This window comes from Micromonospora sp. 4G55, from assembly GCF_016803375.1.
The window spans coordinates 1-12241 of the sequence record NZ_JAEVHN010000139.1 but is presented as its reverse complement, the minus strand read 5'-3'; the positions used below and the strand labels follow the sequence as shown (position 1 = coordinate 12241).

At 69.3% G+C, this 12241-nt stretch carries 12 protein-coding genes and 1 pseudogene; 7 read left to right on the top strand and 6 right to left on the bottom strand.

Annotated features, from left to right (window positions below; genetic code table 11):
• Both JNW89_RS14250 and JNW89_RS14245 read left to right on the top strand, forming a co-directional pair.
• Positions 1–118: pseudogene (locus tag JNW89_RS14250) on the top strand (IS630 family transposase); the annotation flags it as partial.
• A 50-nt stretch (positions 119–168) separates the two neighbouring features.
• Positions 169–1461: a helix-turn-helix domain-containing protein gene (locus tag JNW89_RS14245; protein WP_238449305.1), complete on the top strand. Its 1293-nt coding sequence runs from the start codon at positions 169–171 to the stop codon at positions 1459–1461.
• Between the two features lie 722 nt (positions 1462–2183).
• Here the strand turns inward: JNW89_RS14245 and JNW89_RS14240 are convergent.
• From JNW89_RS14240 to JNW89_RS14230, 3 genes are all read right to left on the bottom strand, one after another.
• Entirely contained in the window at positions 2184–2366 is a 183-nt protein-coding gene (locus JNW89_RS14240; protein WP_238449304.1) for a hypothetical protein, read from the bottom strand.
• A gap of 85 nt (positions 2367–2451) precedes the next feature.
• Positions 2452–2967 carry a hypothetical protein gene (locus JNW89_RS14235; protein ID WP_238449303.1) on the bottom strand — a complete coding sequence of 172 codons (516 nt, stop codon included), beginning with the start codon at positions 2965–2967 and terminating at the stop codon, positions 2452–2454.
• A 165-nt stretch (positions 2968–3132) separates the two neighbouring features.
• Entirely contained in the window at positions 3133–3525 is a 393-nt protein-coding gene (locus JNW89_RS14230) for a hypothetical protein (RefSeq protein WP_238449302.1), read from the bottom strand.
• Between the two features lie 326 nt (positions 3526–3851).
• Here JNW89_RS14230 and JNW89_RS14225 point away from each other — a divergent pair, with 326 nt between their 5' ends.
• A complete protein-coding gene (locus tag JNW89_RS14225; protein WP_238449301.1) occupies positions 3852–5015 on the top strand; it encodes an IS110 family transposase in 1164 nt (387 codons plus the stop codon).
• Between the two features lie 360 nt (positions 5016–5375).
• Here JNW89_RS14225 and JNW89_RS38760 read toward each other — a convergent pair whose 3' ends face one another.
• The 3 genes from JNW89_RS38760 to JNW89_RS14210 form a co-directional block, all read right to left on the bottom strand.
• Positions 5376–5612: a hypothetical protein gene (locus tag JNW89_RS38760; protein WP_375155091.1), complete on the bottom strand. Its 237-nt coding sequence runs from the start codon at positions 5610–5612 to the stop codon at positions 5376–5378.
• A 267-nt stretch (positions 5613–5879) separates the two neighbouring features.
• Positions 5880–7046 (bottom strand): enolase C-terminal domain-like protein, encoded by a 1167-nt coding sequence (locus JNW89_RS14215; protein ID WP_238449300.1) that lies wholly within the window; start codon positions 7044–7046, stop codon positions 5880–5882.
• Positions 7043–8041, bottom strand: coding sequence for a LacI family DNA-binding transcriptional regulator (locus JNW89_RS14210; protein ID WP_238449299.1), 999 nt, complete (start codon positions 8039–8041; stop codon positions 7043–7045). Before JNW89_RS14210 ends, JNW89_RS14215 begins: the two co-directional genes overlap by 4 nt.
• A 228-nt stretch (positions 8042–8269) precedes the next feature.
• On the opposite strand from JNW89_RS14210, the gene JNW89_RS14205 reads away from it, so the two are divergent.
• From JNW89_RS14205 to JNW89_RS14190, 4 genes are read left to right on the top strand one after another with little or no spacing between them, the layout of a single operon-like run.
• Positions 8270–9148 carry an ABC transporter permease gene (locus JNW89_RS14205; RefSeq protein WP_238449298.1) on the top strand — a complete coding sequence of 293 codons (879 nt, stop codon included), beginning with the start codon at positions 8270–8272 and terminating at the stop codon, positions 9146–9148.
• A 16-nt stretch (positions 9149–9164) separates the two neighbouring features.
• Positions 9165–10181, top strand: coding sequence for an ABC transporter substrate-binding protein (locus JNW89_RS14200; protein ID WP_238449297.1), 1017 nt, complete (start codon positions 9165–9167; stop codon positions 10179–10181).
• A 5-nt stretch (positions 10182–10186) separates the two neighbouring features.
• Complete coding sequence (locus tag JNW89_RS14195) at positions 10187–11008, top strand: ABC transporter ATP-binding protein (protein WP_238449296.1); 822 nt, start codon at positions 10187–10189, stop codon at positions 11006–11008.
• A 19-nt stretch (positions 11009–11027) separates the two neighbouring features.
• Positions 11028–12179 carry a Gfo/Idh/MocA family protein gene (locus JNW89_RS14190; RefSeq protein ID WP_238449295.1) on the top strand — a complete coding sequence of 384 codons (1152 nt, stop codon included), beginning with the start codon at positions 11028–11030 and terminating at the stop codon, positions 12177–12179.
• Positions 12180–12241: the final 62 nt, after the last annotated feature.

The following is a 12241-nucleotide window of genomic DNA, read 5'->3' as shown; positions in this document are numbered from 1 at the left end:
CCTGCGCGTGCATAACGACGACCCGAAGCCGTTCGTCTGGACCGCCACCGCCGAATCGATCCTGACCAAGGTCCGACGTGGACGAGTCGCCCTTCAGCAAGTGGCTAGTCAAAACTGAGACAGAACACTAGGTCCGGGAACCCCTGGTCCGGAACTGGCGGGTCAGCTTTGGAATACACCCTGGTGTATGACATACGGGTGACCTCGACACCGGTGATCGTGTACCTCGGCCCTAACCGTGACCGGTGGTATCCGCAGACATGGCAGGACATCATCGACGCCGCTAGCGGCGGTCTGCTCGACGAGAGCGCTTGGGTGGACCTGAAGAGGGAGTTGGCGACGGCCGGTGGCCGTGCACACCACAACACCGAGATCGCCAAGGACCTCGCCGCGATGGCCGTCGACGGCGGCATGCTCGTCATCGGCGTCGCCGACGACCACAGCCGCGCCGGACAAGTTGTTGGAGTTGAGCTGGCCGGGCTGGCCGACCGGGTCACCGCAGTCGCTGGCACCCGGGTCAGCCCACCAGTCACTGTGCGTTGCGTGGAGGTCCCTGACCCGGCCCGGCCGGGTTGGGGTTGCCTGCTGGTGCTGGTCCCGCCGAGTCCGCTGGCGCCGCACATGGTTGACAGCGTCTACTGGGGTCGCACCGACAAGGGCAACGAACGACTGACCGACGAGAAGGTCCGCCGGATTCTCGCCGCCCGTGCCCTGCTTGCCACCGACATCCGCGACAAGCTGCGTGAGTTCGCCGCCGGTGATCCCTTCCCCGCGCAGACTCGCGAGACCGGCCACCTATACCTAATCGTGCGCCCGGCCGCCGGGGCCGCTGAGGCACTAGTGCCGCTCCTGACTTCGGCAAACCTGCTGCAAGACGTGCACATGCTGCTGAATCGGGTTGCCGCCGAGCTGAACTACTCGCATCTGCCCAGGGCCGACACCCTGCGGCGCCGCGCTTACGGGGCCGTACTCAGCCGGCGTTTTGGCCGCAACGACCTGACCGAGCAAGGGCTGCGAGACTTAACCCTGCACGAGGACGGATCGCTGACCCTTATGTCCGGGCAAGTCGTCGAGCAGCGGCGCCCGCAGACCGGGTTGCGCGACGAATACCGGATGGTGTGGACCCCGTGGCTGCTCGGCATGGTCCACGCGACACTGCTGCTGGCCGGGCTGGTAGCCGACCGGCACACTGGCTATCAAGGGCAGTGGCAGATCGGCGTACGCGTTGAGGGCCTGCAGGACGCGGTGCCGCACGAGGCGACTAGGGGCATGGGCCTGGACCTACGGGACCGTTACGACACCGACGTGTACGAGGCGACCACGACCGCGGACACTGCGGAACTGACCGGCTCGACTCACGCCGTCGTCGAACGGTTGCTCGGCAGGCTGCTGCGCGGGCTGTTGCTCGACGCGCAGTACCTGCCGTACACGGCGGAGGTGCTGCGCAGCGCCATGCGGTAAGGGGCCCGTGCGCGGCAGCGCAACGGCGGTAGGCCCTGCTCCGCCAAACTTAGGACGTGCCCCACAGGCAAGGGATGGGCTGCCGCTACCCCAACCCCGTACGCCCAGACTGTCTCGGTCATCGCTGCTATCAGCTGTCGGAACCTCGACCTCAGGGACTTTTCTCGACTGGTCATGGCTTCCTCCTTCTGCTCCCCCGGAGCCACCTTGTTCTGGTCATGAACGAGGCGAACCAGGGTGAGGGCAAGGATCAGCCCGGCCACCGCCTGTACGTCGTGTGGGATTTGAACCCACACCTCCCCCACCTGCGGGGAACGTCCGAACCAAGTCTAGGCGTCGCACGCAACCCGCCTGTCCCGCCCGAACCTGGGCGGCCCGTTTCCCGAGCCGAACGCCTGCTCCCAATCTGCTCCCAATTTAAGGGACAACAGCGGAGAAGCCCGTTACCGGCGGCGCCGGTGACGGGCTTTCTACCTGCCTATATTTAGGGTGGGCGATACTGGGATCGAACCAGTGACCTCTTCGGTGTGAAGCAGGACGCCCGCACCGCCTCTGACCTGCGGAAACACAGAACCGCAGGTCGGCGCGGGTGCCGTTGAGGGCTGTTCGACGCCGTTGGGTGCAGTTGACTGCCGTTCAGCGCCCCCGGCTGCTCCCACCCCGCTCCCCCGGATCCCGACCCCGCCGTAGGCAGATCCGGAGCAGCCCCGTCACCAGCGGGTTCAGGATTGCAGCGCGACCCGGCCAGGCGGGGAGCAGCGAAGCTTGCCTACCAGCACCAATCCGGTCGCGCCGTCGCCGTCACCCTGGTGCCTGACGACGCCACCGCCGAACGGCTCGCCGGACACGTGCCGTTGATCCTGCGAGGCGATGCCGCCGCGCAGTCGGCGCGTGAGCTGGGGCACGGCACGACCTACCTGACTCTCGGGTTGACCACAGCCCAGTCACCTAGAGCGCGACAGGGTCGGCAGGCGGCGCGGTGGAACAAGGTCACGGCGGGTCGGACGGGCTGGGCGCAGTGCCGCCGACGCCCGGCATGTAGCCGCTTGGCCGGCGTACCGGCAGCCGGTCGAGCCGGTCCGCTGAGCCCAAAACGTGACGTTTCGCTATATTGACGAACGCCAACCGCGCGGCCTTCATCAGCTCCGTCGCCACGAACCACGCGGCCTCATCGGCGATTTCGCCGCGGTCGATGCGGTCACTGTGCTGCCAGAACACCGCATCTACCTCGCCCGCGGCCTCGACGACCGCTCGGTCGGCGACCAGGCTGATCTTCGCGAGGGCTTCATTCCATGGCATCCAGTCGACACGCTGGTCGTGCTTCCACTGCCCACGTAGTGACAGCTGAACGCGCGTCGACTCGACCACGATCGCCGCACACGCCTCGATCTGCTGGCCCCGAGCCCACTGCCGCTTCTGCACCCGTGCGGTTAGGAAGCCACCCATCGCTACTCCGAGCAGCGCGGACACGCTCGATATGATCGCGGGCCACAGCAGTGTCGACATGGAAGACCTCCATCTGGACTGCCTGCTCATCAATCAACGAGACCACGCCGTCGGGCTGGCCCAGGATGCGTGCCGACCAATCATCTGGTATGGCGACAACGTCGTCTACGGCGGGAACCAGAGGCCGCCACGCCGCGTAGCGCGGATCGTGTTATGTCCGGGCCTTCACCGGCCGGGGGCGAAGAGGTCCTCGCTGCTGATCACGATGCACCCGAACGTGTCGCCGAGGACAACTCGTTGATGTTTCGTCAGCGGGTTTAGGAAGACCGCAACGCCGACCTCCGCGGCCCGGCAGGCTTGAGCGATTTCGCGCGCTTTGCCGGGGCTAAGTAGTGTCCGCCGCGAGAACGGTGCGATCATCTTGACCGCACCGCCGTGCGAGACACCCCGCCGCTGGACGTGCCGGCCCACCACCTGCCCACCATGTGCCTCCACCGAAGCCGCCAGAAGGTCGAGCTTCGCGCCGGACTCTTTGTCCTTTGCTGGGAACAGGCCTACGAGCACCACGTTGGCGCCCGCCAGCACGGAGGTCGGTGGCCCGGTCGGATCTCGCCGCACGGGGCCATGGTGCCAGACGCCTCATGGGCATCCGCATCTTATTGGCACGGCCGAGCGCGACGGTCTGCGCGTCCGTCGCACACCGCGACGACCGGTCGGCGGCTACTTGTTGACTGGCGCTACGACCGCAGCCCGGCCAGGCTTGGTCGAGGTGACCGGCGGGGTCGCTCTCTCATCGGCTGCCCACCGCGGTTTGGTGTGGCTCTCATCTGGCATGCGTCCTGCCGGTCACCGTGGCGCGGAGAGGCTCAAGAGGGGTCTGCCCAGCTCGAAGTAGCGCTGCCCTCCTCGCTGACATCACCCGTGTCTGATCGAGGAGGACGAGCGTGAGAGGTGTCATCATCGGTATGGATCCGCACAAGCGGTCCGCGACCATCGAGATCATCAACGACCGCGAGAAGGTCCTTGCCCAGGGCCGGTTCGGCACCGACCGCGACGGCTACCGGACGATGCTGAAGCTCGGTCGGCAGCACAAGGACCGGATCTGGGCGGTGGAGGGCTGCAACGGCATCGGCCGGCACATCGCTCAACGCCTCGTCACCGACGGCGAGACCGTGGTGGACGTGCCGGCGAGACTGTCCGCGCGGGCCCGGGTGTTCGACACCGGTCAGGGCCGCAAGACCGACCCGGTCGACGCCCACAGCGTCGCCGTCGCAGCCCTACGCACCAAGGGTTTGCGGCAGGTTGCCGTCGACGACGCGACCGTTGCACTGCGGCTGCTCGTCGACCGCCGCGACGGCCTCGGTCATGCCCGCACTGATCTGCTCAACCGCATCCACAAACTCCTGCTGGAACTGCTGCCCGGGGGAGCCAAGAAGTTCCTGTCCGCCCCGCAGGCCCGGACCCTGCTCAACACGGTTCGGCCGCGCGATCTTGTCGGGGCCACCCGCCGGCGGCTGGCGTCGGAACTGATCACCGAGCTCGCCCAGGTCGACAAGAAGATCAAGGCCGCGGACAAGGAACTGACCGAGCTCGTCGAGACCACCGGCAGCAGCCTGCAGGACCTCAACGGCATCGGCCCCTCCGGCGCCGCCCGCCTGATCGGCGACGTCGCGGACATCAGCCGCTTCGCCAGCCGCGGGCACTTCGCCTCCTGGAACGGCACCGCGCCCCTGGACGCGTCCTCCGGCGACCAGCAACGCCACCGCCTGTCCCGGGCCGGGAACCGGCGCATCAATCGGGCCCTGCACATCATGGCCGTTGTCCAGCTACGTCACGACACCGAAGGACGCGCCTACTACCGGCGCAAACTCGCCGCGGGCAAGACACCGATGGAAGCCATGCGGGCTCTCAAACGACGTCTGTCCGACGTCGTCTACAAGCAAATGATCAAAGACGCGAAGCGAGTGAGGACGGGCCCGGGAGGACACGTGGGGGCGACTCTGCAATCCAGCGCGGCCGACCTGATCCCCATGGCCAGCACTTCGGATAAGTCACTTCCCGGACCCGCCGAGCATCAGCCTAGAACACCGCTCCTCGCCGTCTCTTGACACAGAGGGGTGCCAGATCCGGATGCCGATAGAGCCTGACACGGTCGGGTGGAGGGTGCTACCGGCAGAGCCAAAAGCCATCCCCGTCGTAGCGGATCACGTCGCCACCCGGCTGCCGAACGAAGACCACTGCGCCCTCAATCCATACATGCTGCCCAGGGCGTAGGAATAGAGGAGACCGAAGTTCCACTGCCCAGTCGTCAGCCTCAAGCATGGTCACGATTGTCAGCCGGTTCACCGGTGCAGGGTCGGTTCGGACAGCTCCGGTGGAGTCATCACCTCGACCGAGCTGCAACTGCACGGCTCGAGACTACCGGGCCTGACATGCCATCGTCCTCCGACGGACCCGGAGCCAAAAATCTATGTCTCGTATGGGTCCCAGTGGGCGGCGTAGCGCAGCAGCGAGCGGGCCAGGTCCGGGTGAGCCGCCGCACCGGCGAGCTGGCCTACTACCTGTGCTGGTCGGCCACACCGGTGCCGCTGCACGCCCTCGTGCGCGTCGCCGGGTCCCGCTGGAGCATTGAGGAGTTGTTCCAGACCGGCAAAGGCCAGGTCGGCCTGGACCACTACCAGGTCCGCGGCTGGACCGGCTGGCACCGGTTCATCACCCTGGCCATGCTCGCCCTGGCCCTACTGACCGTCCTCGCCGCCACCTCCACCGACCAGGCCGACCACAACCGGCAGATCCCGTTGACCGTGGCCGAGATCCGACGACTCCTCAACGCCTTCGTCCTCGCCCTGCCGCTACCACCAGCGCACACCCTGCACTGGTCAATCTGGCGGCGAACATCCCAAGCCCGAGCCCGCCGATCCCATTACCAGCACAGACTCCGACCAGCGGACAGGCGAAGTGACGTTGGAGTACTAGCTGGCGAGCACGTCGAGGGCGAGTTCCCGCACCACCGACTCGTTCACCTCCACGCCGAGCCCCGGCCCCGTCGGCACCTGCGCGACGCCGTCCCGCACCTCCACGGTCGCCCCCGTGGCGTACGAGGAGGTAAGGAACTGCCGGCCGTTGAGGTCGACCGGCGTGTCGATGCCGTACGCGGCGAACAGGTGCAGCGATGCGGCCAGCCCCAGGTCGGAGTCGGTGAGCCCGGACCCCATCAGCCGCACCCCGGCGTCCTCGGCGAGGGCGCAGAGCCGCCGCGACAGCGTCAGCCCGCCGCTGCGCTGCACCTTGGCGATGGCCACGTCGACCGCGTCGAGCTTGACGAAGGTCGCCAAATCGCTGGGGTGGCGCAGGCTCTCGTCGAGGGCGACCGGCACCGGCGACACATCGCGCAGCCGGCGCAGCCCGGCGATGTCGTTGGCCGGCAGCGGCTGCTCGAACGCGGCGACGTCGTACTCGGCCAGCCGGCGGGCCATCCGCAGCGCGGCGTCCCCGGTGTACGCCTGGTTGGCGTCCACCCAGAGCGCCGCGCCGGGTGCGGCCTCGCGGACGGCCCGGACGACGGCGGCGTCCTCGGCCTCGCTGTGCAGGCCGACCTTCACCTTGAATGCCTGGTATCCGAGGGCGCTGCCCTCGGCGACGGCGTCGGCCACCTCGCCGGCGGTCTGCCCGGCGACGATCCACCCGAGTGGGATGGTCTCCCGGCGGCGCTGCCCCCAGAGCACCCCGACGGACACGCCCAGGGCGCGGCCGAGCAGGTCGTGCAGGGCGACGTCGACCGCGCACTTGGCGAGGGGTGCGCCGATGGTGAAGCCGCGGTTGACGGCGCGGTCGAACGCGGTGGTCACCCCGTCGAGGTCCCAGGCCGGGCGGCCGAGGATGGCCGGGGCGAGGTATCGGTCGACGGTGGTGACGATGGATTCGGCGGTCTCGTAGGTCCAGGCCGGGATCGGGGTGGCCTCGCCCCAGCCCGTGACGCCGCCGGCGGTGACCTTGACGAGCACCCGGATGCTGGGCGTGCCGGCGACGGCGACCGAGCCGCCGGAGACGCCGAACGAGCGGATGGTGGGCAGCGCGACGGCGTACGTCTCGACCGCGTCGATGGTCAGGCCGGCCAGGTCGGCGGCGAGCGGGGTCACGAGCCCACCTTGGCGGTGCTGCCGCGCAGCACGACCTCGCCGCCCATCCGTAGGAGCCGGCGCCGTCGTCCGTTGTTCTCGGTCAGCGCCAGCTCCATCGCCTTCTCCCCGAGGCGCTGCAGCGGCAGCGCCACCGTGGTCAGCGCCGGGGTGAGGTCACGGACGATCGGGATGTCGTCGAAGCCGGCGACGGAGATGTCGTTCGGGACGGACAGGCCGTGGTCGCGCAGCGCCGCGCAGGCGCCGATGGCCATGACGTCGGTCAGCGCGAACACGCAGGTCGCCGCCGATCCCCGGGCCAGCAGCTCGGACATCGCGCCGTATCCGCCGTCGCGGGTGAAGGGGCCCTCGACGATGTCGGCCGGGTCCAGCGCCACGCCGGCCTTGGCCAGCTCGTCGCGGAAGCCGCCGAGCCGGTCGGCGACGGTGGTGAGCGCCCGCGGGCCGGAGAGCACGGCGAACCGGCGGTGGCCGAGGTCGAGCAGGGCGCGGGCCATGGCGGCGGCGCCGGCCCGGTTCTCCGGCAGCACGCTGTCGACCTTCAGGCTGCGGTGCCGGCTGACCACCGCGACCCGGCCGCCACCGTCCAGGTAGGGCTTCAGCTCGGCCTCCAGGGCCCGCTCCCAGCGGGCGTCCTCGAAGCCGGAGCCGATCAGCAGGATGGCCGGGGCGCGTTCGGCGCGCAGCATCGACACGTAGGCGATCTCCCGCTCGGGGTCGCGGAAGGTGCTGGCCAGCATGACCAGCAGGTCGTTGTCCCCGGCCACCCGCATGACGCCGCCGGCGACGGCGGCGAAGTAGGGGTCGGTGACGTCGTGGCAGATGACGCCGACGGTGCGGTGCGAGGCGCCGGCGAGGGCCCGGGCATGCGCGTTGGGGGTGTACGCCAGCTTCTCGGCGGCGGCGAGGACCCGGTCGCGCAGTTGCGGGGTGACCCGCATGCCGTTGAGCGCCCGGGAGGCGGTGGCCAGCGAGACGTCGGCGGCTCTGGCCACGTCTTCCAAGGTCACGTGCGCCCGTGGCTGCATCGTTTTCCCCCTGCGGAAGTTCTTGACCGGATTATTTCGGCGTGGTTACCGTAGCACCCTGAAAGCGCTTACTGAAAGCGCATTCAGGGCCGCTTCCCCGTCCTCACCGGGGTCGTCCGGCCCTGCCGACGGCACGCGCCTACCCAACGGCTGAGTACCCGGAAACCGCCGGCCAGCCAGGGAGAACGGAGGGTCATGGCCGCGCAGAGCACCATCGAGCAAGCGGAGCGCACCGCTCCCGCCGGCGTCACCGCGTCGGCCGCCCGCCGCCCGGGCGGGGCGGGCGCCGGCCTGCGCCGGTTCGCCCGGAACACGTGGCGCCCCGCCGCGGTCCTCGTGGCCATCCTCCTCGTCTGGTGGGTGGTCACCGCCGCGGACCTGGTGAAGCCCTACCTGGTCCCGTCACCCGGCACGGCGCTGGACGTCGTCCTCGCCCAGCCGGGCTACTTCCTCCACCACACCTGGATCACCACGTACGAGACGGTGCTGGGCTTCGCCATCGCCATCGTGGTCGGCGTGCTCGCCGCCGTGGTCATGGTCTACTCCCCCACCGTCGAGAAGAGCCTCTACCCGCTGCTGCTGTTCGCCCAGGTCATCCCGAAGATCGCGATCGCGCCGCTGTTCATCGTGTGGCTCGGCTTCGGGCTCTCGCCCAAGGTCGTCGTCGCGGTCCTGATGGCCTTCTTCCCGATCGTCATCTCCACCGTCACCGGCATGAAGTCGATCGACCCGGAGATGCTGCAACTGTCGGCGACCATGGGCGCGGGCCCGGCCCAGACGTTCCGGAAGATCCGGTTCCCCGCCGCCCTGCCACACCTGTTCGCCGGCCTCAAGGTCGCCGCCACCATGGCCGTCACCGGCGCCGTCGTCGGTGAGTTCGTCGGCGCCAACGAGGGCCTCGGCTACGTGATCCTGCAGGCCAACGGCAACCTCGACACCCCGACCCTCTTCGCCGGGCTGATCATCATGTCGCTGCTCGGCGTGATCCTCTTCGTCGTCGTCGAACTGCTGGAGTACCTGGTTCTGCCCTGGCACGCCAGCCGCCGCACCGACGCCGCCACCACAACGATGTGAACAGGAGAACCCTCGGATGAAGTTGCGTACTCTCGCCGTCGCGCTCGTGCCGGCGCTCCTTATGGCCGCCACCGCCTGCGGCTCGTCCTCCGACAAGCAGGAGAAGAACGCCCAGGGCCTGGACAAGGTCACCCTGACCCTCAACTGGTACCCGTACGGCGAGCACGCGCCGTTCTACCTGGGCAAGAAGCAGGGCATCTTCGCCAAGCACGGCATCGACCTGACCATCCAGGCCGGGCAGGGCTCGCAGAAGACCGTGCAGGCCACCGCCGCCGGGCAGACCGACTTCGGCTGGGCCGACACCCCGGCGCTGCTCTCGGCCGTGGGCCAGGGGATGGACGTCAAGAGCGTCGGCGTCTTCCTGCAGACCACGCCGTCGTCGGTGCAGTTCTTCAGCGACAAGAACATCGCCTCCCCCGCCGATCTCAAGGGCAAGACCATCGCCTCCACGGCCGGCGACGCGCTGAGCAAGACCTTCCCGGCGTTCCTCAAGGCCAACGGTCTCGCCGCCGGCGACGTGACCCTGCAGAACACCGACCCGGCCGGCAAGATGGCCGCCGTCATGTCGGGCAAGACCGACGCGCTGCTCGGCTTCGCCACCGACCAGGGCCCGACCATGCAGGAGAAGGCCGGCAAGCAGGTCTCCTACCTGAAGTTCGCCGAGCACGGCCTGAGCTTCTACAGCAACGGCCTGATCGCCTCGAACGACACCATCAAGAACAAGCAGGACCTGGTCAAGCGGATGGTCGCGGCCAGCAGCGAGGCCTGGTCCGCGGCCGAGAAGGACGCGGCCGGCGCGGTCGCGGCCATGCAGGGCGCGTCCCAGCAGCTGCCGTCGGCCAAGGTGCTCACCGACCAGTTCAACGCCACGCTGCAGCTGCTGCACACCGACGCCACCAAGGGCCAGGCCCCCGGCGTCAACGACGAGTCCGACTGGCAGAAGACCATCACCGTCTTCGCCGACGCCGGCGTGATCACCAAGGCGGAGTCGCCGTCGGCCTACTGGGACGCGAGCTTCGCACCGAAGGGATGAGACCGATGACGGTCGGCAACACCACCACGCAGCGTTCCGCGGACGCCACGGCGACCGGCGCCGCGGTCGACATCGACCAGGTCGCGGTCCGGTTCCGCACCAAGAAGAAGGACGTCACCGCGCTGCGCGACGTCTCGCTGCGGATCGAGCCGGGCGAGTTCGTCGCCATCGTCGGCGCCTCCGGCTGCGGCAAGTCCACGCTGCTCAAGCTGGTGTCCGGCCTGCTGCGGCCGTCGTCGGGCCAGGTCCGCCTGCACGGCGAGGACGTGCGGGGGCCGCGGCGCGACATCGGGTACGTCTTCCAGCGCGCCGCCCTGCTGGAGTGGCGCACGGCCCGGCGCAACATCCTGCTCCAGGCCGAGATGCGGGGCATGCCCAAGGCGCAGGCACGCCAGCGCGTCGACGAGCTGATCGCGATGACCGGGCTGACCGGCTTCGAGGACGCGTACCCGAACGAGCTCTCCGGTGGCATGCAGCAGCGCGTGGCCCTGTGCCGCGCGCTGCTGCACCGCCCCCCGGTGCTGCTCATGGACGAGCCGTTCGGGGCGCTCGACGCCCTCACCCGCGAGCAGATGAACGTCGAACTGCGGCGGATCTGGCGGGAGACCGGCACCACCGTCCTGCTGGTCACCCACTCCATCGCGGAGGCGGTCTACCTGGCCAACCGGGTGATCGTCATGACCCCTCGACCCGGCACCGTCGCCGAGGTCATCGATGTCGACCTTCCCGTCGAGCGGGACTACGGCCAGACCATGTCGGCGCCGGAGTTCGCCCGTGCCACGGGACGCATCCGGGACCTGCTGGGTGCGACGACGACCGCCGAATAACCACTGGAAGGAAACACACGTGGAGCGCACGTCTATCGGGATCATCCTCAACGGGGTGACCGGACGGATGGGGTACCGGCAGCACCTGGTCCGGTCCCTGCTCGCCATCCGCGAGCAGGGCGGCCTGCCCGCCCGCGACGGCAGCCGGATCTGGCCGGAGCTGACCCTGGTCGGCCGCAACGAGGCCAAGCTCGCCGAGATCGCCGCCCGGCACGGGCTGACGTCGTACACGACCGACCTGGACGCCGCGCTCGCCGACGACTCGCACCAGATCTACTTCGACGCGCAGGTGACCGCGCAGCGGGAGAAGGCCATCCGGGCGGCCATCGAGGCCGGCAAGCACATCTACACCGAGAAGCCGCTCGCCGAGGGGCTGACCGGCTCGCTGGAGCTGGCCCGGCTCGCCGCCGCCCGGGGCGTCAAGAACGGCGTCGTGCAGGACAAGCTCTTCCTGCCGGGCCTGCGCAAGCTCAAGCGGCTGGTCGACAGCGGCTTCTTCGGCCGGATCCTGTCGGTGCGCGGCGAGTTCGGCTACTGGGTGTTCGAGGGTGACTGGCAGGACGCCCAGCGGCCGAGCTGGAACTACCGCGCCGAGGACGGCGGCGGCATCACCGTGGACATGTTCCCGCACTGGCACTACGTGCTGGAGCAGATCTTCGCCCCAGTGACCGCGGTGACCGCGCACATCGCCACGCACATCCCCGAGCGGGTGGACGAGACCGGTCAGACCTACCGGGCCACCGCCGACGACGCCGCGTACGGCATCTTCGAGCTGGCCGGCGGCATCACCGCACAGATCAACTCCTCCTGGGCGGTCCGGGTCTACCGGGACGAGCTGGTCGAGTTCCAGGTCGACGGCACGCACGGCAGCGCCGTGGCCGGGCTGCGCGAGTGCCGCATCCAGCACCGCGGCGCCACCCCGATGCCGGTGTGGAACCCGGACCTTCCGGTCACCGAGAACTTCCGCGCCCAGTGGCAGACCGTCCCCGACAACGAGGACTTCGACAACGGGTTCAAGGTGCAGTGGGAGGCGTTCCTGCGGCACGTCGTCGACGGCGAGCCGTTCCCGTGGGACTTCATGGCCGGCGTGCGTGGGGTGCAGCTCGCCGAGGCCGGGCTGCAGTCCGCCCGGGAGGGGCGACGGGTCGAGATCGAGGAGATCCGGCTGTGACCGCCCGGATCACCCTGCCGCGCCCGGACGGCGGCGCCGAGGCGCTGACCCTGCGCGAGCCG